Origin of the sequence: Actinoplanes regularis, from assembly GCF_900188005.1 — a bacterium.
Lineage (GTDB): Bacteria > Actinomycetota > Actinomycetes > Mycobacteriales > Micromonosporaceae > Actinoplanes > Actinoplanes regularis.
Map to the genome: position 1 here is coordinate 40643 of NZ_FZNR01000034.1, position 24992 is coordinate 65634.

The following is a 24992-nucleotide window of genomic DNA, read 5'->3' on the forward strand; positions in this document are numbered from 1 at the left end:
GATGACCCTTCACCGAATCCCTCTCGGCGGCCTCACCTTCGACGTGGACGTCGACGGCCCGGCGGACGGCGCCCCCGTCCTGCTCCTGCACGGTTTCCCGCACAGCCGCCAGTCCTGGGTGGACGTCGCGCCGATCCTGCACGACGCCGGCCTGCGCACGATCGCTCCCGACCAGCGCGGGTACTCCGACGGCGCGCGGCCGGCGAACGTCGCCGACTACGCGCTGCCGCTGCTGGCGGGCGACGCGCTCGGCGTCCTGGACGCGCTCGGCATCGAGTCCGCGCACGTCGTGGGGCACGACTGGGGCGCGGCAGTCGCCTGGTACCTGGGCGCCCGGCACAAGGACCGGGTGCGCAGCCTCGTCGCACTGGCGATCCCGCACCTGGACGCGTACCAGCACGCCTTCCGCGTCGACGAGGAGCAGCAGCACGGCTCCCAGTACGTCGAGATGCTCATGTCCAGTGGCTCGGCCCAGGCGTTCCTGGCCGACGACGCGGCGCAGCTGTGGGCCTGGTTCGCGCAGGCGGGCGAGGGCGTCCTCACGCACGAGCAGGTGGAGCGGTACGTCCACAAGCACTCGCAACCCGGCGTCCTGGACGCGGCGCTCAACTGGTACCGGGCGAACAACCTGCTCGGCGAGCCGTTCGAATTCGGCGCCGTGTCGGTGCCGACCACGTTCGTCTGGAGCCCCTCCGACACCGCGGTCAGCAAGCTCTCGGTGGAGAAGACCGTGGAGTACGTGACCGGCCCGTACCGCCTGATCACGCTGCCCGAGACGTCGCACTGGCAGCCACAGCAAGCACCGCGGGCGGTCGCCGAGGAGATCGTGCGGCTCGCCGCGGAGCAGGGAGACGCGCTATGACCGAGGAACTCGCGGAACCGTACCTTCGCGGCGTGCTGGCCACCGCCGGTCTGGACGTCGAGTACGTCCGGGGCGACGGCGACACGCTCTACTACCGGAAAGGCGACGACGAGGTCCCGGTGCTGGACTTCGTCGGCGGCTACGGATCGACGATGCTCGGCCACAGCAACCCGGAGATCATCAGCTACGCGCGGGAACTGCTCGCCGGGCAGACGCCGATCCACGCGCAGTTCTCCCGCCATCCGTACGCCAACGAGGTCGCGGCGAAGCTGAACACGATCATCAAGCGGGAGACCGGCTCCGACGAGTCGTACTTCGCGATCTTCGCCAACAGCGGTGCCGAGGCGATCGAAGCCGCGATGAAGCACGCGGAGTTCGAGCGCTACGTCCGGCTCGAGGGGTTGCGCGCCGAGATCGGTGCGAACATCGAGGCGGTGCGGGCGGCCGTCACGGACGGCACCGTCGCCGCGGCCGAGGCGAACGCGCTGATCGCGGACGTGACCGCGCACAACGAGGCACTGGCCGGCCGTACGCCCCTGTTCCTGACCCCGGTGGGATCGTTCCACGGCAAGCTCGCCGGCAGCACGCAGCTCACCTACAACCCGGTCTATCGGGTGGTCTTCTCGGCGCTCGCCGCGCAGGCGCGGTTCGTGCCGGTCGACGAGCCCGGTGCCCTGGACGCCGTCGTGGAATCCGAGCGCCGATGGCTGCACGACGTGGCGATCGACGGCGGCCAGGTCAAGGTCGTGCAGCGGCCCTTCCCGGGGTTCTGCGCCGTGGTGCTGGAGCCGATCCTGGGCGAGGGCGGCATCCACGAGATGCCCGCGACGTTCGTCCGCGACATCCAGCGGGTCGCCGCCGAGCTGGAGATCCCGGTCGTGGTGGACGAGATCCAGAGCGGGATGGGACGGACCGGCGCGTTCCTGGCCAGTACTCACCTCGGCCTGCGGGGTGACTACTACGCCCTGGCCAAGAGCCTGGGCGGAGGGATCGCCAAGGCGGCGGTGATGCTGGTGCGGGCCTCGCGCTACCAGAGCAACTTCGAGATGATGCACAGCTCGACGTTCGCCAAGGACAGCTTCTCGTGCCTGATCGCCGCGAAGGTGCTGGACACGCTCGAGGCGGGCGACGGCGAGATCTACCGCACCGCCGAGTCGCGCGGGGCGGAGCTGCGCAACGTTCTGCAGGACCTGATGAAGGAGTTCCCGGAGGTCATCAAGGACGTGCGAGGGCGCGGCCTGATGATCGGGCTCGAATTCCTCGAACAGGGCGAAGCCCGGTCGGCCATCCTGCGGGAGCTGCACGGTTCCGGATTCTTCGGTTACTACCTCTCCGGCTTCCTGCTGCGCGAGCACAGCATCCGCACGTTCCCGACCTCGAGCGCGGTCTACACCCTGCGTTTCGAACCCTCCGCGAACATCAGCACCGCCGACATCGCGAAGCTCGCCGAGGGCCTGCGTGACCTGTGCGGGCAGATCCGGGACACCGACGGGCAGCGGCTGGCGCCGGTCGCCTGAACTCCGTGAGCGGCATGTTCGACACCACCATCACAGGCGAGGATTGCATGCACAGTTCCCATGTCGCGGTCGTCAAGCCCGGCGACGAAACCTACGCAACACTGACCGCGAGTTTCAACGGCAGGTGGGTCGGCACGCCGGATTACATCCTGCTGCCGGTCACCGAGGACGAAGCCGTCGACGCTGTCCAGCACGTGATCGACAACGGGGATCGGTTCGCGATCCACAGCAGCGGCGCGTGCTACGAGGATCTGCTCACCAACCAGCAGATCAGGGCGGTCATCAGCACCTCGCGGCTGAGGTCGGTCGAGTTCGACCCGGAGCGGTCCGCGTTCGCCGTCGGATCGGGCATCTCGACCGTGGAGCTGTACGAGAAGCTCTACGAGGGCTGGCAGGTGACGGTTCCCGCGGGTGCGGGGCCGCCGGTGGCGCTGGCCGGGCAGATGACCAGCGCCGGGTACGGGCCGCTGGCCCGGCAGCTCGGCCAGCTCGTCGACTACCTGGAGGCCGTCGAGGTGGTCGTTGTCGACAGCGACGGCCGCGCGCGCAAGGTCGTCGCCGGCCGGAGCGCGGACGACGCGAACCGCGATCTCTGGTGGGCCCACACCGGTGGCGGCGGCGGAACGTTCGGGCTGGTGACGAAGTTCTGGCTGCGGTCGCCGAACGCCGAGGGCGACGAGCCGGCCGCGCAGCTGCCCGCCCCGCCGCGGGAACTGATCGTCTCGGAGGTCGCGTGGTCGTGGGACGGGCTGACCGAGGAGCAGTTCACCCGCCTGCTGGCGAACTTCAGCGCATGGCACGCGGCCAACAGCACCCCCGCGTCGCCGTCGGTCAACATCTTCAGCGCGCTCAAGCCGCGGCACGTGTCGGCGGGGGAGTTCCTGATGTCGACGGAGCTCGACGCGGCGACGCCGGGCGCCCAGCGGCGGCTCGACGAGTTCATCGCCGCGGTGAACGAGGGCACCGGCCTGACCTACCGGGAGGAGCGCACGACGGTCGGCTGGATCGGGCACGTGACCGCCTGGCGAGGTCTCGGCGGCGACGGCTGGGAAGGTAAGGGCCGGTTCAAGGCGAAGTCGGCGTACCAGCGCACGGCCTTCTCCGGCGAGCAGTTGCGGGCGATCTACCGCCACCTGTCCGACCCGGACTTCGACAACCCGGCGACCATGGTGGAGATCGGCGGGTACGGCGGGGCCGTCAACGAGGTCGAGGCGACGGCGACGGCGACTCCGCAGCGCGACTCGATCATGAGGTTGCTCTATCTGACGATGTGGGCCGACGAGGCCGGCGACGCGGCGCACCTGGCGTGGCTGCGCCGCTGGTACGCCGACGTCTACGCGTCGACGGGAGGTGTGCCGGACCTGCGCGGCACCGGCGACGGTGCGGTCATCAACTACATCGATGCCGACCTGGCCGACGCGGCGCTGAACACGTCGGGTACCGCCTGGCACGAGCTGTACTTCGGCGGCGCGTACCCGAGGCTGCAGCAGATCAAGGCGAAGTGGGACCCGCGGGACGCGTTCACGCACGCGCTCGCCGTACGCCAGCCGGCCTGACCCACCACCGGACATTTCACCCTTAAGGAGCCCCATGTCGACCGCTGAACACATCGATCACCTCGGCGATACCTACGGCAAGGTGCGAGCCCAGCTCGGCGGATCCCTGCCGGCCGATCTCGACGGATTCATGACCCGCTGGTTCACGGCGGTCAACGAGCAGAACATCGACGCGCAGCTCGAGCTCTGCACCGACGACATCTACGTCGAGGACCCGGCGATGCAGGGCCGCTTCACCCGCGGCAAGGCCGAGTTCCGCCGCTTCGCCGAGATCACCTACACCGCGTTCCCGGACATGCGCTTCGCCGAGGTCGGTGCGCCGTACGTCGCGCTGGACGGCAACAGCCTCGCGATTCGGTGGCGTGGCACCGCGACTCTCACCGGTGACATCTCGGGCTGGCCGCCGGAGAACCCGGCCCCGCCGGTCAAGGCCACAGGCAAGGGATTCGACCTCGAGGGCTTCGACATCTACGAGTTCGCCGACGGCAAGATCGCCACGTGGCTGATCCGCTACGACAACCTGGAGATGGGTACGCAGCTCGGGTTGCTGGGGGAGTAACAGCCGGAGTACGGGGTTGATGACCGGGCCGGATCCACGGGCCCGGTCATCGCCGCGTCAGGCCCCCATCGCCTTCTGCAGCAACGCTGTGAGCTGCTCGCGCTCCGCGTCGGTGAGGCTCGCCGCGGCCGCCCTCGGAAACTCGAAGGACTGCTCGAACTCGCCGTAGAGTTCGTCGCCGCTCGGTGTGCGCACGATCTGCCGGGAGCGCCTGTCCTCCGGGTTGGGCTCGCGGTGGACCAGCTCGCGGGCTTCGAGGCGGGCGACGATCTGGGTGATGTTGGAGGCGTCGCAGCGCAGCTCCTCGGCGAGCTCGCCCATGCTGCGGCGGGTCTCGACCCGGCCCAGCACGCAGGCGTGCGCGGTGCTGAGGCCGTGCTCGCTCGCGGCGGCCTCCCAAGCCTGGTTGTAGGCGTCGACGAACGCGAACATCGCCTGCTCGAGGAGGGTCGCGGCGGTCGCGGGTACAGAGGGCACTGCCATGAACAGAGTGTAGTCCACGCACTTGATTCGATAAAGAATCGGCAAGTGCTTGATTCGCTCAAGCAGTCGTGTCTAGGATATGCGTGATCCAATCAAGTAATTCGCGTTGAGGCATGTCCCGCAGCCGTGAGGAGAAACTCGTGAGCACCCTGTTCAACCCGGTAACGGTGGGCAAGCTGCAGCTGCCGTCCCGCCTGGTGATGGCCCCCATGACGCGGAACAGGGCGACCCCGGACGGCGTCGTCACCCCGCTGACCGCCGAGTACTACGCCCAGCGCGCCGGCGCCGGCCTGATCATCTCCGAGAGCATCCAGCCGAGCGTGCAGGGCCAGGGCTACATCCTGACGCCCGGCCTGCACAGCGCCGAGCAGATCGCGGCCTGGCGCACCGTCACCGACGCGGTGCACGACCAGGGTGGCCGCATCTTCGCGCAGATCACCCACTGCGGCCGGATCGGCCACCCCTCGCTGTACCCGAACGGTGAGCTGCCGATCGCGCCCTCCGCGGTGGCCTCCGGCGAGCAGATGATCAGCTTCCAGGGCCCGCTGGACCACCCGACGCCGCGGGAGGCGACCACCGCGGAGATCGCCGGTATCGTCGAGGAGTTCGCGCAGGCCGCCCGGAACGCCATCGAGGCCGGCTTCGACGGGGTCGAGGTGCACGGCGGCAACGGCTTCCTGGTGCACCAGTTCCTCGCCGACAACACCAACCTGCGCACCGACCAGTACGGCGGCTCGATCGCCAACCGCGTCCGCTTCGGCGTCGAGGTCGTGCGCGCGGTCGTCGAGGCCGTCGGTGCCGACCGCGTCGGCCTCCGGGTTTCGCCCGGCAGCCCGTACAACAGCATGGTCGAAGCCGACCCGGTTCCGCTCTACACCGCGCTGCTCAACCAGCTCGCGCCGCTCGGCATCGCCTACCTGCACGTGATCGAGATGGGCACCCGCGACATCACCAAGGCGCTCCGGGACGCCTGGTCCGGCACGCTCATCCTCAACCCGCACGAGACCATGGCGGTCTTCCCGGCCACCGCCGACGTGGCGCACGAGACGCTGGACGCCGGTATCGCGGACGCGGTGTCGCTGGCGGTGCTCTGGCTGGCCAACCCCGACCTCGATGTGCGCATCAAGGCCGGCGGCCCGTACAACACCCCGGACCAGGCGACGTTCTACGGCGGCGACCACACCGGGTACACCGACTACCCGACGCTGGAGAACGCCGGCAAGTAACCAAGACGAACCGAGGCTTGTCCAGGCCGGAAGTCTCAGCCGTCCTGAACAAGCCTCGGTCCCGCGGAAGAACCAGCCCCGCGGAGGCATCGGGTTGCCACCCCCCAAACCCGATCGCCGCCGCAGCAGGACCACCTCGCGGAGGCGATCGGGTTGCCACCCCCCCCGAACCCGCGCCTCCGCGGCCCACAGCAACGTGACCGCTACTTGTCCGACTATCCAGCAGGAGATCTTGGCGTAATGGACGAACAAGTACGAAAGCTCACCGGTCGACGTGGCCGGTGAAGCGACGATCCGGAAAGACGATGCCCGCTACCCGGGGCTGATCAGTGGTGCGAACACCCGTTGGGTCGGCGCTCCCGAGTACGTGCGGCTCGTCTCGTCCGCGGCCGAGGTCGCGGAAGCCGTGCAGGACGCCGTCGACCAGGGCCTGAAGGTCACTGTGCGCAGCGGCGGGCACTGTGACGAGAACTTCACGACATCCACCGACGTCCAGGTCGTGATCAACCTCGCGGGGCTGAACGCGGTCTACTACGACGAGGAGCGCCGGGCGTTCGCGGTCGAGCCGGGCGCGATGCTGGGACACGTCTACGAGACGTTGTACCGGGGGTGGGGCGTCACGATTCCCGGCGGAACGTGCCCCACGGTCGGCGCGGGCGGCCACATCGTCGGCGGCGGTTACGGCGCGCTCTCGCGCCTGCACGGGCTCACCGTGGACTACCTGTACGCCGTCGAGATCGTCGTCGTCGACGAGAACGGGCGGTGCCGCACGGTCGTGGCCACGAGCGAACCCGATGATCCGCATCGCGAACTGTGGTGGGCGCACACCGGCGCCGGCGGCGGCAACTTCGGCGTGATCACCACGTACTGGCTGCGTTCCCCGGACTCCGCGTCGGCGGAGCCGGCCGATCAGCTGCCGGCCGCGCCCGCGGAGGTTCTCGTCTCCGACATCGCGTGGTCGTGGTCGGATCTGACCGAGGAGAGCTTCACCCGTCTGGTGCGCAACTTCAGCGCGTGGCACGAGGCCAACTCCGCGCCGGACTCCCCCTGGACGGGCCTTTACAGCCAGCTCAAGACGCAGCACAAGGCCGCCGGGATGTTCCGGATGAGCACGCAGATCGACGCGAGCGTGCCCGACGCGCAGGGCCGGCTCGACCGGTTCCTCGCGGCGGTCAACGAGGGCACCGGCGTCGACTACTCGGTCAACGACCGCAGTGTCCTGCCCTGGTTCTATGTCGTGCGGGAATGGTTCGGGTTCGTCGAGCCGTCGCTGCCCCGCTGGAAGGCGAAGTCCGCGTACATGCGGAAGGCGATGCCGGCGGATCAGCTCGCCGCCCTCTACCGGCAGCTGACGCGGGACGACTACGACAATCCGTTCTCGATGGTCGCGCTGGTCTCCTACGGCGGCCGGATCAACACGGTCGACCCGGAGGCGACGGCGGTCGCCCAGCGCGACTCGGTGCTGAAGCTGCTCTACGTCACACTGTGGACCGACAAGACCGAGGACGACCGTCACGACCGGTGGATCCGGGAGTGCTATGCCGACGTCTATGCCGCGTCCGGCGGTGTGCCGAGCTCCAATGCCGTCACGGACGGCTGTTTCATCAACTACGCCGACGCCGACGTCGCCGATCCCGCGCTGAACGATTCCGGTGTCCCCTGGCACGAGCTGTACTTCAAGAACAACTACTCCCGCCTGCAGGCGGTCAAGGAGCGGTGGGATCCGCGTGGCGAGTTCAGTCACGCGCTGTCCATCCGCCCGACGCCTGAGCGACTCGGCTGACCGAGCCACCGCGGTAGCCGAGTGATCCATCAGCCCCATCGCCCGAGAAGGATCGATCATATGACCCGAACCGTCTTCGTCACCGGAGCCCGTGGCAAGACCGGCCGCGAAGTGGTGGCGCAACTCGCCGCACTTGGCGACATCGAGGTCCGCGGTGGATCCTCGCGGAGCCCGCTGAAGCCGACAACGGTCGCCTTCGACTGGCGGGACCGGTCGACCTGGCCGAAGGCGGTGGACGGGGCGCATGCGATCTACCTCGGGCGGCCGGACGTCGAGGACTCCCCGGAGCTGGTCACGCGGCTCATCGCCGCCGCACCGGGCGCGCACATCGTCCTCGTCTCCGAGCAGGGCGCGGAGAAGGTCGCGGCCGACGGCTGGGTGCAGCGGGTCGAAGCCGCCGTCACCCGCAACGCGAGCCGCTGGACGATCCTGCGGCCGTCGTGGTTCCAGCAGGTGCTGACCGATCCCCGCTACTTCCTCGACACGATCCGCCGCGACCGGACGATCACCCTCTCCACCGGCGGCGCGCCGATCGCCTGGGTGGACACCCGCGACATCGCGGCCGTCGCCGTGCAAGCGATCGTGGACCCGGCCACCCACCATGGCAAGACGTACACGGTGACCGGCCCGGAGGCGGTCACCACCGCCGACATCGCGGCGGAGATCTCCGCCACGATCGGTGCCAAGGTCACCGCCGTGGTCCCGCCGCTGGAGGGGTCCCTCGCCGGGGCACCGCGGTGGCTCGCCGATGTCGTCGGCGACATGTTCGGCCGCGTGCACGACGGGACGTTCGCCGAGGTCAGCGACGCCGTCGAGCGGGTCGCGGGGAGGTCGCCGCGGACGGTCAAGGACTTCATCGCCGAGCACGCCGCCCTGTGGCGCGCCTGAGCGGTACCCGACGGACCCGGCAAACACGCAGATCGGATTCACGATGAAAGCACTGGTTCACCACCGGGCCGGCCAGCACATGCTGCGCCTGGCCAGCGTGCCGGACCCGACGCCCGGCCTCTCGCAGGCGCTCATCCGGGTCGTCGCGTTCTCCTTCAACTTCGGGGAGGTCGCCTTCCGGACGCCGGACCTGCCGGACGGCACGATCCCCGGGTGGGACGCGGCGGGCGTCGTGGTCGCACCGGCCGCCGACGGCTCGGGCCCGGCGGCCGGGACGCGCGTGGTCACCTTCGGCTGGTCGGGTGCGTGGGCGGAGCTGCGCGCGGTCGACACCAGCGAGCTCGCGGTCGTACCGGACGATGTGGACCTCGGCGCCGCGGCGGCGCTGCCGGTCGCCGGCGTCACCGCGCTGCAGGCCGTCCAGCGGCTCGGCTCCCTGCTCGGCAAACGTGTGCTGGTCACCGGGGCGTCCGGCGGCGTCGGCAGGTTCGCTGTGCAGCTCGCGAATCTGGCCGGGGCGGAGGTCGTCGCGTCCGTCGGCTCGGCCGAACGGGGCAAGGGCCTGCTCGAACTCGGTGCGGCGGAGGTCGTCATCGGCCCGAGGACGATGACGGGACGGGTCGACGGTGTCGTGGACAACGTCGGCGGACAGCAGCTCGCGGACGCGTATCAGCGGCTCTCGTCCGGCGGCGTCATCGCGGCGGTGGGCATGGCTTCCAAGGAGCCGACCACGATCGACTTCGAGGAGGCTCGGATCGGCCACGATCGCGGGCGGATCGAGACGTTCAACATCACCGTGCCGCTCGGCGGTGACCTGCGGTACCTCGTCCGCCTGGCCGAACAGGGACGGCTGGAGATTCCCATCGGCTGGCGGGGCGACTGGCGGTCCTACGAAGCGGCTGTCGCGCGGCTGATGAGCCGGCAGGTCGCCGGGAAGGCCGTCCTCGACGTCCAGGCCGCGTAGGGGAGCGGCGACAGGCTCAGCATCCGGCAGCTCGGGCACGGGATCGATGAATCCCGTGCCCGAGCTGCCGTTCCGCATTCGGCGGACCGGGCGGTCCGGTGCTCGTGACCGCGGGCTTGACCTGCGGTTATGCCGTGTTACCGAAGAATGGGCGGGTGGTGGTCCAGCCCTCGCTAGTTTCGGGCGACCTTTCGACGGTCGACGCACGGGCCGGACCGGTGCGCACGCGAGCATCGGCATCGTGTCGTGCGGCATGACGTGAGCAATGAGGAGCTGATTGTCGTGTCCCACCCTGCTAGAGAACCGGCCCAGGTGGCCGAGGGAAGCCGGTCGTACCTGTCCCAGCCGCAGATCGTCGGCCTGGCGGCCGCGAGCATGATTCCGGCGGTGGGGATCGCGGCCGTACCGGCGCTGCTGCTCGGCTCCGCCGGCACCGGCAGCTGGCTCGCCGCGCTGATCTCCGCGCTCGTCACCGTCGCCGTCGGGTTCTCCGTCATCGCCTTCGCGCGGCGGCACGTGGCGACCGGTGCGCTCTACTCCTACGTCTCCACGGTGTTCGGCCCGTGGGCGCGGATGGTGACCGCCGCCTCGCTGCTGCTGGGCTACGCCTGCATGGTCGCCGGCCTGACGATGGTGATCGGGGTGTACGTCGGTAGTTTCCTGCTCTCCATCGGCGTCGCGGGCGGTCTCGGCGTCGGCGTGCAGATCGCCGTCTACACCGCGGCCGTCCTGATCGCCGTCCTCTGCGCCCGCCGGGGCATCGACCTGTCGGCCCGTACCGCAGTGATCCTGATGGTGGTCTCCATCCCGGTCGTGGTCGTGGTCGTGGTGGCCAGCGCCGTGAACACCGGTCTGCACCTGGGTGACCAGCTCTCGTTCGCCGGCGGCTTCTCCGCGGCCGGGATCTTCTCCGGGGTCGCCGCCGGCACCACGTTCCTGGTCGGTTTCGAGAGCTGCGCGGCGCTGGCACTGGAGACCAGGGATCCGCGCCGCAGCGTGCCCGTCGCGGTCCTGGGCATCCCGATCGTGCTGGGCGTGGTCTACCTGGCCGCCACCGTGCTGCAGGTCCCCGGGCTGATCGCCGCGGCCGACGATCTCGCGACCGGCGCGTCGCCGGCCGCGGCGCTGGCCCGTCACTCCGGGCTCGGCCAGACGTTCGCCACCGCCACCGATCTGGTGCTGGCCGTCGCCACGTTCGCCGGGCTGATCGGCTTCGTCAACTTCGGGGCCCGCTTCGTGGCCACCATCGCCGAGGAGGGTCTGCTGCCCCGGTGGCTGGGCCGGACGCACCCCCGCTTCAACGGCCCGTCGACCGCGGTCACCGTCCTCGGCGGGGTCGGGCTGGTCACGCTGGTCGCCCTGGTGACGCTCTTTCCCGGCTCGCTGCTGGAGATCTACTCGGCTGTCGCGACCCTGATCGTCTACCTCTGGGTCGCGCCGTACGTGCTGATCTGCGCCGCCCACGTGGTCCTGCTGGTCCGGGAACGCGCCGCGCGCCCGCTGCCGATCGCGGCGGCGTTGCTCGGTGCCGTGGCGATGCTCTGGCTGTACGTCAACGGGCTGGTCAACCGTCCGCCGGCGCCGGTCGACGCGATGTCCTACGTGTCCCTGGCCCTGGTGGCCATCGTGGTGATCGGACTGCTGCTCGTCCGCCGGGCGAGCCGGTCGTCGGACCCGGCCGCCACGCCGTCGGAGACCACCACCGCCGAACACCGCTGAACCGCCCCGTGGTGCGCGACCATTCCCGGCCGCGCACCACGCGATGCCGGTTACCGGGCCGGCGATTACCGCCGATTACCCGGCGACCATCGGCCGGTAAGCACCGGAACGGCCGTTCCCGCCCGGTTCCTGTGGCCGGTGGAAGACCGTCGCGTTACCCGCGGTGACCGTGGTGATGCCACCCGGCGGATAGAACCGGAGGCGGCCGGCCGCACGTCCGACCGAACCTCACTCGAACCCGCTGGAGTACCGATGTCCATGCCCCAGTCCTCCGACGACGTGGTCCTGCGCCTCGGCGCGGGCGCGCTGAGCGACGAGGAGATCGCCGCGGTGACGGTGACCCTGCTGGCCACGGCCGGCCGGAAGGGTCAGGCGCCCGCGGTCCGGCCGGCGAGCCGCTGTTCCTGGCGGGGGCCGGCGACGGGTGGCCGGTTCCGGTGCCGGTGCGGCCGCGGCTGGCACTGACATCACAGGCCGGACCGGTGTCACCGGTCCGGGCGGGCTCCGACGGAGGAGGAACGACGAAGTGCGCAAGGTGCTGATCGCCAATCGGGGCGAGATCGCGGTACGGGTGGCCCGTGCCTGCCGGGACGCGGGCCTGGAGTCCGTAGCTGTCTACGCCGACCCGGACCGGGACGCTCCGCACGTGCGGCTGGCCGACGAGGCGTACGCCCTCGGCGGCACGACCCCGGCGACGAGCTACCTCGACGCCGACCGCATCCTGCGGGCCGCCGCGGCGACCGGGGCGGACGCCGTGCATCCCGGATACGGGTTCCTGGCCGAGAACGCCGGCTTCGCCGAGCGGGTCGCCGAAGCCGGGCTGACCTGGATCGGCCCGCCGCCCCAGGCCATCCGGGACCTCGGCGACAAGGTCGCGGCCCGCGCCATCGCCCGGCGCGCCGGGGCGCCGCTGGTGCCCGGCACGCCCGGCCCGGTCGCGGGTGCCGAGGAGGTGACCGCCTTCGCCCTCGAGCACGGTCTGCCGGTGGCGATCAAGGCGGCGTTCGGCGGCGGTGGTCGCGGGCTGAAGGTGGCCCGGACGCTGGACGAGATCAGCGAGTGCTTCGAGTCGGCGGTGCGGGAGTCGCAAGCGGCCTTCGGGCGGGGAGAGTGCTTCGTCGAGCGCTACCTGGACCGGCCCCGCCACGTCGAGACGCAGTGCCTGGCGGACCGCCACGGCAACGTGGTGGTCGTCTCGACGCGGGACTGCTCCCTGCAGCGGCGGCACCAGAAACTGGTCGAGGAGGCGCCCGCGCCGTTCCTCACCGAGGCGCAGGAGGCCGAGCTGAACCGGGCCTCCAAGGCGATCCTGCGAGAGGCCGGCTATGTGGGCGCCGGCACCTGCGAGTTCCTCGTCGGCGCCGACGGCACCATCTCCTTCCTGGAGGTCAACACGCGGCTGCAGGTGGAGCACCCGGTCACCGAGGAGATCACCGGGCTGGACCTGGTCCGGGAGATGTTCCGGATCGCCGACGGGGAAGCGCTCGACTACGGCGACCCGGTGCCGCGCGGCCACTCGATCGAGTTCCGGATCAACGGCGAGGATCCCGGCCGCAACTTCCTGCCTGCCCCCGGGGTGGTGACCCGCTTCCGGCCGGCGTCGGGCCCGGGTGTGCGCGTCGACGCGGGCGTGGAGTCGGGCACGGTCATCGGTGCCGCCTGGGACTCGTTGCTGGCGAAGCTGATCGTCACCGGCCGCGACCGTACCGAGGCGTTGCAGCGGGCCGCGCGGGCGCTGGCCGAGTTCGAGGTGGAGGGCCTGCCGACGGTCCTGCCGTTCCATCGCGCGGTGGTGACCGATCCGGCGTTCGCGCCGCCCGTGGCGGGCACGCCGTTCACCGTGCACACCCGGTGGATCGAGACCGAGTTCGCCGGTGATCTCGCACCCCAGGCGCTGCCCATTGCGGAGACCGACGCGGCGCCCGCGCGGCGTGACGTCGTGGTCGAGGTGAACGGCCGGCGCGTGACCGTGTCCCTCCCCGATGACCTGGCCGGTGAGCCGGCGGGCCCGGTGGCGCCGGCCGCGCGTCACCGGGCCCCGGCCCGGCGGTCGCGCCGCGACGGCGGCCGGCCCGCGGTGGCGGACGGCGCGGCGGTCGTGTCGCCCATGCAGGGCACCGTGATCAAGGTGGCGGTCGGCGACGGCGACCGGGTGGCGCAGGGCGACCTCATCGCGGTGCTCGAGGCGATGAAGATGGAACAGCCGATCACCGCGCACCGCGACGGTGTGGTCGGACGGCTGGAGCTGACCGTGGGCTCGTCGATCGCTCCGGGTTCCGTGCTCTGCGAGATCTCGGAGTCGGCCTGAGTCCGGCGATCAGCTCCCCGGCGGCCGGGCACCCCCTCACCGGCCGCCGGGGTTCTCCGTCGTCGCCGCCGTGAGCGGTCGCGGGTCATGGACGGGTCATCAGGCGTCCTCGCCGGGTGTGGCCTGCTGATTACGTCGCGATGGGCCGGCCGTCGGTAGCGTTTCGGCCGGGCCGGCCTGGTGTTCTTCGACGCGACTTCCCGCCGGCGCCGCGCCCTGCCGGGCAGTGACCCACCGGGGCTCCTCGAGAGAAAAGGGTTGCAGATGAGCGAACGGACGGACCCTACGACTGCCGTCGCCGAGCCGCCGACGATGGCGCGGCTACGCGAACAGCGACACGAACTGCGTGCCGGCATCGTCGGCGAGGCGGGCGCCGCCCGGCAGCGGGCGCTCGGCAAGCGCACCGCCCGGGAGCGCCTCGAACTGCTCCTCGACGAGGACTCGTTCCTCGAGGTGGACATGTACCGCCGGCGGCCGGGCGGCCCGCACACCGACGGTGTCGTCGCCGGGTCCGGCACCATCGACGGCCGCCAGGTGTACGTGTACGCCCAGGACTTCACCATCTCCGGCGGCTCCCTCGGTGAGGCACACGCCTCCAAGATCCACAAAGTGATGGATCTGGCGCTGAGCACCGGCTCGCCGATCATCGGCCTGAACGACAGTGGCGGCGCCCGGATCCAGGAGGGCGTGATGGCCCTCAACGGTTACGGCGGCATCTTCCGCCGGCAGGTCGAGTCGTCCGGGGTGATCCCGCAGATCAGCGTCGTGCTGGGTCCGTGTGCCGGCGGCGCGGCGTACTCACCGGCGCTGGCCGACTTCACCTTCATGGTCCGCGACGTGGCCAAGATGTACCTGACCGGCCCCGAGGTCGTCGCATCGGTCACCGGCGAGCAGGTCAGCCACGACGAGCTGGGCGGCGCCGACGTGCACGGCCAGCGTTCCGGGGTGGCCACCTTCATCCACGACGACGAGGAGAGCTGTCTGGCCGACGTGCGATACCTGGTCTCGTTGCTGCCGCGCAACAACCTCCAGCCGCCGCCGTCGTCCGGGCCGTGCGGAGCCACCACCGATGACCGGCCGCTGCTGGCCGACATCGTGCCGGCGGAGTCGAACAAGCCGTACGACATGCGCGACGTCATCGCCGAGGTCGTCGACGACGCCGAGTTCCTCGAGTTGCACGCGGGCTGGGCGGCGAACGTCATCTGCGCGCTGGCCCGCATCGACGGTGAGGTCGTGGGTGTCGTCGGCAACCAGCCGATCGCCTTCGCCGGGGTGCTCGACTCCGCGGCCTCGCAGAAGGCGGCCCGGTTCGTGCGACTGTGCGACGCCTTCGGCATCCCGCTGGTCACGCTGGTCGACGTGCCCGGGTTCCTGCCCGGCACCGATCAGGAGCACGGTGGCGCGATCCGGCACGGGGCGAAGCTGCTCTACGCGTACTGTGAGGCGACGGTGCCGCGGGTGCAGGTCACCCTGCGCAAGGCGTACGGCGGCGCGTACATCGTCATGGATTCCCGCTCGATCGGCACCGACCTTTCGTTCGCGTGGCCGACCAATGAAATCGCGGTGATGGGCGCCGAAGGTGCCGTGAACATCATTCACCGCAAGCGTGTGGCGGCGGCCGCCGATCCGCAGGCGCTGCGGGCGGAACTCGTCGCCGAGTACCGCGACGAATTGATGCACCCGTATTACGCCGCGGAGCGCGGGCTGGTCGACGACGTGATCGATCCGGCGCAGACCAGGGCCGTGCTGGCCCGCGCGCTGCTGTCGCTGCGGGACAAGCGCAGGACGCTGCCGCAGCGCAAGCACGGCAACGTGCCGCTGTGAGCCGCTGACGTCACCCCGGGAGAAAGGGGTCCTGTCCGGGATGGACGGGGCCCCTTTCTTCGTACGGTAATCGTCTCTGTCCATGGCAGGTAATCGGGCGTCCATCGGCCGCCCTGATTCGCTGAATACCTTTCATTGACCGCCTCGCTGATAGAACAGATCGCGGTTCGATGCGGATTTTCCGCGAGGAGAGCACGAAGAGAGGCAGTCCAACGCGATGACGAGTGAGCACGCGATCGCGGTTGTCGGGATGTCCTGCCGGCTGCCGATGGCCCACGACCTCGACGCCTTCTGGGAGCTGCTGCGCACCGGCACCAGTGCCGTCACCGAAGCCCCGCCGCAGCGGCACGACCACGTGCCCGCCGGACCCGGCATCGCACCCGGCACCCGGTCCGGCGCGTTCCTCGACGCCGTCGGCGACTTCGACGCCGCGTTCTTCGGAATCTCGCCCCGCGAAGCCGTCATGATGGACCCGCAGCAGCGGCTCGTGCTCGAACTGACCTGGGAAGCGCTGGAGAACGCCGGCATCGAGGCCGGCACGCTGCGCGGCACCTCGACGGCCGTGTTCGTCGGCACGCTGCGCGACGACTACGCGGGACTGCTCCACCAGCAGGGCCCGGCGGCGATCACCCAGCACTCGTCGGTCGGCACGCACCGCGGCATCATCGCCAACCGGGTGTCCTACGTGCTCGGACTGCACGGCGCCAGCCTCACCGTCGACACTGCCCAGTCGTCGTCACTGGTCGCCGTGCACCTCGCGGCCGAGGCGCTGCGCTCCGGCGAGGCCACCGCGGCGATCGTCGCCGGCGTGAACCTGAACCTGCTCGCCGAGGGCGCGCTCAGCGCGGAACGCTTCGGCGGGCTCTCGCCGACCGGCCGCTGCCACACCTTCGACGCCCGCGCCGACGGTTACGTCCGCGGCGAGGGCGGCGCCGTCGTCGTGCTCAAGCCGCTGGAGCGGGCGCTCGCCGACGGCGACCGTATCCACGGGGTCATCCGGGGCAGCGCGGTCAACAACGACGGCGCCACCGCCGGACTGACCGTGCCCAGCCAGGACGCGCAGGAACGGGTGCTGCGGGAGGCGTACCGGCGCAGCGGCGTCGACCCCGGCGACGTACGGTACGTCGAGCTGCACGGCACCGGCACCCCGGTCGGGGACCCGATCGAGGCCGCGGCCCTCGGCGCCGTACTCGGCTCGGCCCGCCGCCCCGGTGACCCATTGCCGGTCGGGTCGGTCAAGACCAACATCGGGCACCTGGAAGGCGCCGCCGGCCTGGCCGGCCTGGTCAAGACGCTGTTGTGCATGACGCACCGGCAGCTGCCCGCCAGCCTCAACTTCGAGTCCGCCAACCCGCGGATCCCCCTCGACGAGCTCAACCTGCGGGTGCAGGAGCGGCTCACCGACTGGCCCGGCGCCGACGGCCCGCTGGTCGCCGGGGTCAGCTCCTTCGGCATGGGCGGCACCAACTGTCACGTGGTGCTCGCCGAGACCCCGGTCGCCGGGCACCACCGGCATGCTCCCGGTGCGGACGACGGCCGTACGGCCGATCCTGTCGTGTTGCCCCTGACCCTCTCCGCGCGCAGCGCGGCGGCCCTGCGCGGGCAGGCTCGGAGGTTGCTCACGCACGTCTCCACCGCCGGCGGACCGTCCGTCCTGGATGCCGGTTGGTCGCTGCTGAGCCGGTCGGTCTTCGAGCACCGGGCGGTGCTCACCGCCACCGACACGGACGCCGTGACCGCCGGGCTGGCGGCGCTCGCCGACGGGCGAGCCGCCGCCGGCCTGGTCACCGGGGCGGCCACCGCCGACAGCGGCCGGGTGGCGTTCCTCTTCACCGGCCAGGGCGCCCAGCGCCCGCGGGCCGGATACGACCTGTACCAGCGGTTCCCGCGGTTCGCCGCCGCGGTCGACGAGATCTGCGAGCTGGCGGACCCGCTGCTGGACCGGCCGCTGCGCCCGATCCTGTTCGCCGAGCCCGGCTCGGCCGACGCCGCGCTGCTGGATCACACCGCCTATACCCAGATCGCGACGTTCACCGTCGAGGTGGCGATCGCGCGGCTGCTGGCGTCCTGGGGCGTACGCCCGGACGTGGTCGCCGGGCATTCCATCGGTGAGATCGCGGCCGCCCACGTCGCCGGGGTGCTGTCGACGGCCGACGCGGTCCGGCTCGTCGTGGCCCGCGGCGCCCTGATGGGCGCCCTGCCCGCCGGCGGCGCGATGGCGTCGATCCAGGCGTCCGAGCACGAGGTGACGCCACTGCTCGAGGGCGTCGACGGCCCGGTCGCGCTGGGCGCGGTCAACGGCCCGGCGCAGGTGGTGGTCTCCGGCGCCGAGTCCGCGGTGGCCGCTGTGATCGCCGCCGCCGGGGCACGCGGCTGGAAGGTCCGGCGGCTCACCGTCTCGCACGCCTTCCACTCGCCGCTGATGGAGCCGATGCTCGACGAGTTCCATGACATCGTCGAGAGTCTGCGGCTGGGCCCGGCGGAGCTGCCGGCGGTCTCGTCGGTGACCGGCGCCGCGATCAGCGTCGAGTGGTCCGACCCGCGGTACTGGGTGGAGCAGGTGCGCGAACCGGTCCGGTTCGACGACGCCGTCGCCGCGCTCGCCGGCCAGGGGATCGCCACGTTCCTGGAGGTGGGACCGGGCGCGGTGCTGGCCGGCCTGGTGGCCGACTGCGTGCCCGAGCCGGAGCGGGTTGTCACGGTCGCCGCGCTGCGATCGGGCCGCCCGGAGGCCGAGACGATCCTGGCCGCGGCCGCCGCCGTCTTCGTGCGCGGGGTCCCCGCCGACTGGAGCGCCCTCTACACCGGCAGCGGTGCCCGCCTCGTGGACCTGCCGGCCTACGCCTTCCAGCGCGAGCACTACTGGTTCGACAGCACTGTCCGGCCGCTCCGCCCGGAGCACCGCGCCGAGCCCCGCCCGGTGCTCGACGAGCCGGTGCCGGACAGCGCCCGGACCGAGCTTGCCGACCGGCTCACGGGCGTGCCCGCCGAGGGCCGGAGCCGTACCGTCACCGAGTTCGTCGCCGAGCACGTGGCCGCCGTGCTGGAGTATCCGGCGCACCGTCCGGTCGAACTCGCCGTTCCCTTCCGCGACCTCGGCTTCGACTCCCTCATGGCGGTGGAGCTGCGCAACCGGCTCGCCGCGGCGACCGGCCGGCGGCTGGCGAGCGGGCTGCTGTTCGACCACCCGACGCCCACGGCGCTCGCCGTCCACCTGCTCTCCCTTGTCGACGGCGCACCGGATCAGCCGGCGGAGACCGCCACCACGCCGGCCGTCGACGGTGAACCCATCGCCATCGTCGGCATGGCCTGCCGCTATCCCGGCGACGTCATGTCGCCCGAGGACCTGTGGCGGCTGGTCGCCGACGGCACCGACGCCATCACGCCGTTCCCCACCGACCGGGGCTGGGACGACACCCTGCACGACGCCGACCCGGGCCGCTCCGGCAAGAGCTACGTACGGCACGGCGGCTTCCTGCACGACGCCGGCCGCTTCGACGCCGGATTCTTCGGCATCTCGCCGCGCGAGGCCCTGGCCATGGACCCGCAGCAGCGGCTGCTGCTCGAGGTCGCCTGGGAGGCGGTGGAACGCGCCGGCCTGCGGCCGGACAACCTGGCCGGCACGCGCACCGGCGTCTTCGTGGGCGCCACCAATTTGGAGTACGGCCCACGCATGCACGACGCCCCGGAGAGCGTCGAGGGGCATCTGCTGACCGGTAGCACCTCCAGCGTCATGTCCGGCCGCATCGCCTACCAGCTCGGTCTGGTCGGCCCGGCCGTCACCGTGGACACCGCCTGCTCGTCGTCGCTCGTCGCGCTGCACCTGGCGGCGCAGTCGCTGCGGCAGGGCGAGAGCACCCTCGCGATCGCCGGCGGCGTCACCGTGATGGCCACGCCCGGCATGTTCGTCGAGTTCTCGCGTCAGCGCGGCCTGGCCCCGGACGGGCGGTGCAAGCCGTTCTCCGCGGCCGCCGACGGCACCGGCTGGTCCGAGGGCGCGGGGCTGCTCGTGCTGGAGCGGCTCTCCGACGCCCACCGTAACGGACACCGGGTCCTGGCCGTCATCCGCGGCTCGGCGATCAACCAGGACGGCGCCTCCAACGGGCTGACCGCCCCGAACGGCCCGTCGCAGCAGCGGGTGATCCGGCAGGCGCTGGCCGGCGCCCGGCTCGGCGCCGCCGACGTCGACGTGGTCGAGGCACACGGCACCGGCACCACCCTCGGTGATCCGATCGAGGCCGAAGCCGTCCTGGCCACCTACGGTCAGGACCGCGACGGCGACGATCCCGTCCTGCTCGGCTCCCTCAAGTCGAACATCGGGCACGCCCAGGCCGCCGCGGGCGTGGCCGGGGTGATCAAGATGGTGCAGGCGATGCGGCACGGCCTGGTGCCGGCCACCCTGCACGCCACCGAGCCGACGCCGCACGTCGACTGGTCCGGCGGCGCGGCGGCCCTGGTCACCGAGAACCGGTCGTGGCCGGATCGGGACCGTCCCCGCCGGGCGGCGGTGTCGTCGTTCGGGATCAGCGGCACCAACGCCCACCTGATCATCGAGCAGGGTGAGACGGCTGTGGACGAGTCGGCGGCGGTCGTGCCGGACACCGGCGGCCCGGTGCCGTGGCTGCTCTCCGCCCGCGACGACGCCGCGCTGCGGGAGCAGGCGCGCCGGCTGCATGAGTCGCTGACCGCACGGCCGGTGCTGCGGCCTGCCGACGTGGGCCGGTCCCTGGTCACCACCCGGGCACTGCTGGAGCGCCGGGCCGCGGTCGTCGGCCGGGACATCGGCGACCTGCTCACCGGCCTGGCCGCGCTGGCGGACGGCACCACCGCGCCGGGCACCGTGCTCGGTGACGCCACGCGCACCGGGCGTACCGCGTTCCTCTTCACCGGGCAGGGCGCGCAGCGTGCCGGTATGGGCCGGGAGCTGTACGAGGCGTTCCCGGTGTTCGCCGCGGCCCTCGACGAGGTGACCGCCGCCCTGGACGCGCACCTGGACCGGCCGCTGCGGGAGCTGATGTTCGCCGCGGACGGCAGCGCCGAGGCGGACCTGCTGCACCGCACCGGATACGCCCAGCCCGCCCTCTTCGCCGTCGAGGTGGCGCTGTTCCGGCTGCTCGCGCACCACGGCCTGGCACCCGACCTGGTGGCCGGTCACTCGATCGGTGAACTGGCGGCCGCGTACGCCGCCGGGGTCCTCTCCCTGCCCGACGCCGCCGCCCTCGTCGCCGCGCGGGGCCGCCTCATGCAGGCCGCCCCGGCCGGCGGCGCGATGATCGCGGTGCAGGCCACCGAGGCCGAGGTGACCGCCGCGCTCTCCGGCGTCGAGGACCGGGTGTCGATCGCCGCCGTCAACGGCGCGGCGTCGGTGGTGATCTCGGGCGACGAGGAGCCGGTCGAACGGCTGGCCCGGCGCTGGCGTGACGAGGGCCGGCGCACCCACCGGCTCCAGGTCAGCCACGCCTTCCACTCGCACCGGATGGATCCGGTCCTCGACGAGTTCCGGGCGGTCGCCGAGTCCGTACGGTTCCAGGCTCCGGCCGTACCGCTGATCTCCACCCTCACCGGGTCGGTGATCGCCGCGGCGGAGATCACCTCCGCGGACTACTGGGTGCGGCAACTGCGCGGCACGGTCCGGTTCCACGACGCGGTCCTCGCGCTGCGCGACGCCGGTACCACCGTCGCGGTCGAGCTCGGACCGGACAGTGTGCTCACCCCGCTGACCCGCGACGCCCTCGACGGGCAGGCGGTGACCGTCGCCGGGCTGCTGCGGGCCGGCCGCCCGGAGGCGGACACCCTGGTCACCGCGTTGGCACAGGCACACACCGGCGGCGCTCCGCTGGACCTGACCGTGTTCTTCCCGGACGCCGCCACCGTGGAGCTGCCCACCTACGCCTTCCAGCGGCAGCACTTCTGGTTGCTGCCGCAGGGCCGCACCGACGCCGGCAGCCTCGGCCTGGATCCCGCGCGGCACCCGCTGCTCGGCACCGCCGTCACCCTCGCCGACCGCGACGAGACCGTCCTCACCGGCCGGTTGTCGGCCCGCAGCCACCCGTGGCTCGCCGACCACGCCATCGACGGCCGGGTGCTGCTGCCCGCCACCGCCCTGCTGGAGCTCGCGCTCGCCGCCGGTGACCGGGTCGGCGGGCCCCGGGTGGAGGAGCTGACCCTGGAGGCGCCGCTGACGCTGCCGGCGGACACGGCGATCCGGGTCCAGGTGACGGTGACGGCGCCTGACGGCGGTGGGGCCCGCCCGTTCACCGTGCACTCCCGGCTGGACGTTCCGGACGCCGGCTGGACCCGGCACGCGACCGGCACCCTGACGGCCGCCACCAACCACCCGCCGGTCACGGATACGCCGTGGCCCCCGGCCGGCGCCGAACCGGTATCACTGACCGGGGTCTACGACCGGCTCGGCGAGCTCGGCTACGGATACGGTGACACCTTCCGCGGGCTCACCGCGGCCTGGCGGCACGACGGCGACCTGCTCGCCGAGGTCGAGCTGCCTGCCGGAACGCGCGAATCCGCCGGCCAGTTCGGGCTGCACCCCGCCCTGCTCGACGCGGTCCTGCACGGTGTCGTCCTCGACGCCGCCGAGCGCAGCGACGCCGACGAGATCCGGCTGCCGTTCGCCTGGAGCGGGATCGAGTTGTTCGCCGTCGGGGCCGGTGCCCTGCGTGCCCGGATCACGCCGGCCGGCGCCGACACCGTCTCGGTGACGCTGACCGACCGTTCCGGGAACCCGGTCGCCGCCGTCGAGTCGCTGGCCCTGCGGCCGGTGACCCGGCAACAGCTTGCGGCGGCCCCGGCGCACCGCGACGGGATGTACGCCCTGGACTGGACCCCGGTGCCGCCGGCTGAGCCGGAACCGGACGCGGACCTGCTCGTGACCCGTACCTCGGCCGTGACCGGGGACGTCCCGGCGGCCGCCCACGAACACGCTCAGCGCACGCTGCGGCTCGTCCAGGAATGGCTCGCCGGCGACAACCCGGCCACCCGCCTCGTCGTCACCACCACCCGAGCCGTGGACACCGGCGACGGCGGCCCCGTCACCGGATTCGCCCAGGCGCCGATCTGGGGCCTGCTGCGGGTCGTCCAGTCGGAACATCCCGGCCGGGTGGTGCTCGTCGACGTCGACGACGACGGGATCGCGACGGACGTGCTGCGGGCGGCGGTGGCCACCGGCGAACCCCAGCTGGCGGTCCGCGAGGGACGGTTCCTCGCGCCGCGCCTGACCCGGCAACGAGCCGGCGCGTCCGACGGCACGGTCCTCGACCCGGACGGCACCGTCCTGGTCACCGGCGGCACCGGCGGTCTCGGCGCCCTCGTCGCCCGGCACCTGGTCACCCACCACGGGGTCCGGCACCTGCTGCTCAGCAGTCGCCGCGGACCGGACACCCCCGGCGCCGGCGAACTGGTCGCCGAGCTCGCCGGCCACGGCGCCCGGGTCACCGTGGCGGCGGCCGACGCCGCCGACCGGGAGGCGCTGGCCGGACTGCTGCGGAGGGTCCCGGCCGAGCACCCGCTGACGGCTGTCGTGCACACCGCCGGGGTGCTCGACGACGCCACGGTCGGCGCGCTGACCGCCGACCAGCTCGCCCGGGTCCTGACGCCGAAGGTGGACGCCGCCTGGCACCTGCACGAACTCACCCGGCACCTGCCGTTGCGCGCGTTCGTGCTGTTCTCCTCGGTGTCCGGCGTCCTCGGCACGGCCGGCCAGGCCAACTACGCCGCCGCCAACACCTTCCTCGACGCCCTGGCCGCGGCCCGCGCCGGTGACGGACTGCCCGCGACCTCCGTGGCGTGGGGACTGTGGGACTCCAGCCACGGCATGGGCGCCACCCTCTCCGCCGGTGACCTGGCCCGATGGTCGCGGGCCGGCGTGACACCGCTGCGGCCGGAGCACGGCCTCGCCCTGTTCGACGCGGCGCTCGCCGGCGCCCGGCCGCTGGCGGTGCCGGTCATCCTCGACCCGGCACGCCTCGACGGCGCGGAGCATCCGCCGGCACCGCTGCGGGCGCTGGTGCGCGCCCGCCCGCGCCGGGCCGCCGAGGCGGCGGCGCCGGCCTCGGACTGGGCGGCCGGGATCGGCGCGCTGCCGTCCGAGGACCGGTATGCCGCCGTGCTCGAACTGGTCCGTACCGTCGCCGCGATCGTGCTCGGGCACGCCACCACCGCCGGTGTCGACGCCGACCGCGCGTTCCGGGACGCCGGCTTCGACTCGCTGTCCGCGGTCGAACTGCGCAACCGGCTCGCCACGGCCACCGGGCTCCGGCTGCCCGCCACGTTGGTGTTCGACCATCCGTCGCCGGCTGCCCTGGCGCGCTACCTCACCGAACGCGTCTCCGGCGAGCAGCGGACGGTCACGGCCGTGCGCACCGCCGGGTCCGCCGACGAGCCGATCGCGATCGTGGGCATGGCCTGCCGTTTCCCGGGTGGTGTGTCGTCGCCGGAGCAGTTGTGGGATCTGGTGGCGTCCGGCACCGACGCGGTGAGCGGTTTTCCGGCGAACCGGGGCTGGGATCTGGAGCGGCTCTACGACCCGGATCCGGAGCACATCGGTACCTCGTACAGCCGGGAAGGTGGTTTCCTGCACGACGCCGATCTCTTCGACCGGGAGTTCTTCGGCATGTCACCGCGGGAGGCGACCGCCACGGATCCGCAGCAGCGGCTGCTGCTGGAGACCGCGTGGGAGACGTTCGAGAGCGCGTCGATCGACCCGGCGACGGTCCGCGGCAGCAACACCGGCGTCTTCGTCGGTGTCATGTACGACGACTACGCCTCCCGTCTCGACCGGGTGCCGGACGAGTACGAGGGCTTCCTGCTCGCCGGCAACACCTCCAGCGTCATCTCCGGTCGGCTCGCCTACACGTACGGCCTGGAGGGCCCGGCCGTCACCGTCGACACCGCCTGCTCGTCGTCGCTGGTCGCCCTGCACCTGGCGGCGAACGCGCTGCGTGCCGGCGAGTGCGACCTCGTCCTCGCCGGCGGCGTGACCGTCATGTCCAGCCCCAACACGTTCGTCGAGTTCTCCCGGCAGCGGGGGTTGTCGGTGGACGGGCGGTGCAAGTCGTTCGCGGCGGCCGCGGACGGTACGGGTTGGTCCGAGGGTGTGGGCCTGCTGCTGGTGGAGCGGCTCTCGGACGCGCAGCGCAACAATCACAAGATCCTTGCGGTGGTACGGGGTTCGGCCGTCAACCAGGACGGTGCCTCCAACGGGCTCACCGCTCCGAACGGGCCCTCGCAGCAGCGCGTGATCCGGCAGGCGCTGTCGGCGGCCGGCCTGGACGTGTCTGACGTCGACGC

General features: G+C 72.1%; 14 protein-coding genes. 13 read left to right on the forward strand and 1 reads right to left on the reverse strand.

From position 1 onward, the window contains the following. Position 1 precedes the first annotated feature (1 nt). Genes CHC09_RS42305 through CHC09_RS42320 form a run of 4 tightly spaced genes read left to right on the forward strand, consistent with a single transcriptional unit; the run spans position 2 to position 4494 of the window. The gene (locus CHC09_RS42305) at positions 2-862 is read left to right on the forward strand and encodes an alpha/beta fold hydrolase (RefSeq protein WP_089298915.1); all 861 of its coding nucleotides are present in this window, start codon (positions 2-4) and stop codon (positions 860-862) included. Further along, positions 859-2379 carry an aspartate aminotransferase family protein gene (locus CHC09_RS42310; RefSeq protein ID WP_089298916.1) on the forward strand — a complete coding sequence of 507 codons (1521 nt, stop codon included), beginning with the start codon at positions 859-861 and terminating at the stop codon, positions 2377-2379. Before CHC09_RS42305 ends, CHC09_RS42310 begins: the two co-directional genes overlap by 4 nt. Positions 2380-2426: 47 nt before the next feature. Then, entirely contained in the window at positions 2427-3935 is a 1509-nt protein-coding gene (locus CHC09_RS42315; protein ID WP_179277525.1) for an FAD-binding oxidoreductase, read from the forward strand. 34 nt (positions 3936-3969) lie between these two features. Then, on the forward strand, positions 3970-4494 hold the full coding sequence (locus CHC09_RS42320) for an ester cyclase (RefSeq protein ID WP_089298918.1): 525 nt from the start codon (positions 3970-3972) through the stop codon (positions 4492-4494). 57 nt (positions 4495-4551) lie between these two features. Here the strand turns inward: CHC09_RS42320 and CHC09_RS42325 are convergent, their stop codons facing one another. Next, a complete protein-coding gene (locus CHC09_RS42325) occupies positions 4552-4977 on the reverse strand; it encodes a MarR family winged helix-turn-helix transcriptional regulator (protein WP_089298927.1) in 426 nt (141 codons plus the stop codon). A gap of 140 nt (positions 4978-5117) precedes the next feature. Here CHC09_RS42325 and CHC09_RS42330 point away from each other — a divergent pair, with 140 nt between their 5' ends. The 9 genes from CHC09_RS42330 to CHC09_RS42370 form a co-directional block, all read left to right on the forward strand. After that, on the forward strand, positions 5118-6203 hold the full coding sequence (locus CHC09_RS42330; protein ID WP_089298928.1) for an alkene reductase: 1086 nt from the start codon (positions 5118-5120) through the stop codon (positions 6201-6203). Between the two features lie 274 nt (positions 6204-6477). After that, positions 6478-7986, forward strand: a complete 1509-nt coding sequence (locus CHC09_RS42335; protein ID WP_089298919.1) for an FAD-binding oxidoreductase — start codon at positions 6478-6480, stop codon at positions 7984-7986. 60 nt (positions 7987-8046) lie between these two features. Next, positions 8047-8874, forward strand: a complete 828-nt coding sequence (locus CHC09_RS42340; RefSeq protein WP_089298920.1) for an NmrA family NAD(P)-binding protein — start codon at positions 8047-8049, stop codon at positions 8872-8874. 43 nt (positions 8875-8917) lie between these two features. Next, complete coding sequence (locus tag CHC09_RS42345) at positions 8918-9838, forward strand: zinc-binding dehydrogenase (RefSeq protein WP_089298921.1); 921 nt, start codon at positions 8918-8920, stop codon at positions 9836-9838. Positions 9839-10120: 282 nt separating this feature from the next. Then, on the forward strand, positions 10121-11557 hold the full coding sequence (locus tag CHC09_RS42350; RefSeq protein WP_143232898.1) for an APC family permease: 1437 nt from the start codon (positions 10121-10123) through the stop codon (positions 11555-11557). A 252-nt stretch (positions 11558-11809) separates the two neighbouring features. Continuing rightward, positions 11810-12022 carry an acyl-CoA carboxylase epsilon subunit gene (locus CHC09_RS42355; RefSeq protein WP_089298923.1) on the forward strand — a complete coding sequence of 71 codons (213 nt, stop codon included), beginning with the start codon at positions 11810-11812 and terminating at the stop codon, positions 12020-12022. 61 nt (positions 12023-12083) lie between these two features. Then, entirely contained in the window at positions 12084-13865 is a 1782-nt protein-coding gene (locus tag CHC09_RS42360) for an acetyl/propionyl/methylcrotonyl-CoA carboxylase subunit alpha (RefSeq protein WP_089298924.1), read from the forward strand. Positions 13866-14177: 312 nt separating this feature from the next. After that, complete coding sequence (locus CHC09_RS42365) at positions 14178-15689, forward strand: acyl-CoA carboxylase subunit beta (RefSeq protein WP_089298929.1); 1512 nt, start codon at positions 14178-14180, stop codon at positions 15687-15689. Positions 15690-15906: 217 nt separating this feature from the next. Next, a partial coding sequence (locus tag CHC09_RS42370) for a type I polyketide synthase (protein ID WP_143232899.1) occupies positions 15907-24992 on the forward strand: 9086 nt, incomplete at its 3' end.

Excerpts from the sequence above, each read along its gene's own strand:
- CHC09_RS42315 (WP_179277525.1), top strand. The coding sequence starts at position 2,427 with ATGCACAGTTCCCATGTCGCGGTCGTCAAGCCCGGCGACGAAACCTAC.
- CHC09_RS42305 (WP_089298915.1), top strand. The coding sequence starts at position 2 with ATGACCCTTCACCGAATCCCTCTCGGCGGCCTCACCTTCGACGTGGAC.
- CHC09_RS42320 (WP_089298918.1), top strand. The coding sequence starts at position 3,970 with ATGTCGACCGCTGAACACATCGATCACCTCGGCGATACCTACGGCAAG.
- CHC09_RS42345 (WP_089298921.1), top strand. The coding sequence starts at position 8,918 with ATGAAAGCACTGGTTCACCACCGGGCCGGCCAGCACATGCTGCGCCTG.
- CHC09_RS42310 (WP_089298916.1), top strand. The coding sequence starts at position 859 with ATGACCGAGGAACTCGCGGAACCGTACCTTCGCGGCGTGCTGGCCACC.
- CHC09_RS42325 (WP_089298927.1), bottom strand. The coding sequence starts at position 4,977 with ATGGCAGTGCCCTCTGTACCCGCGACCGCCGCGACCCTCCTCGAGCAG.
- CHC09_RS42340 (WP_089298920.1), top strand. The coding sequence starts at position 8,047 with ATGACCCGAACCGTCTTCGTCACCGGAGCCCGTGGCAAGACCGGCCGC.
- CHC09_RS42355 (WP_089298923.1), top strand. The coding sequence starts at position 11,810 with ATGTCCATGCCCCAGTCCTCCGACGACGTGGTCCTGCGCCTCGGCGCG.
- CHC09_RS42365 (WP_089298929.1), top strand. The coding sequence starts at position 14,178 with ATGGCGCGGCTACGCGAACAGCGACACGAACTGCGTGCCGGCATCGTC.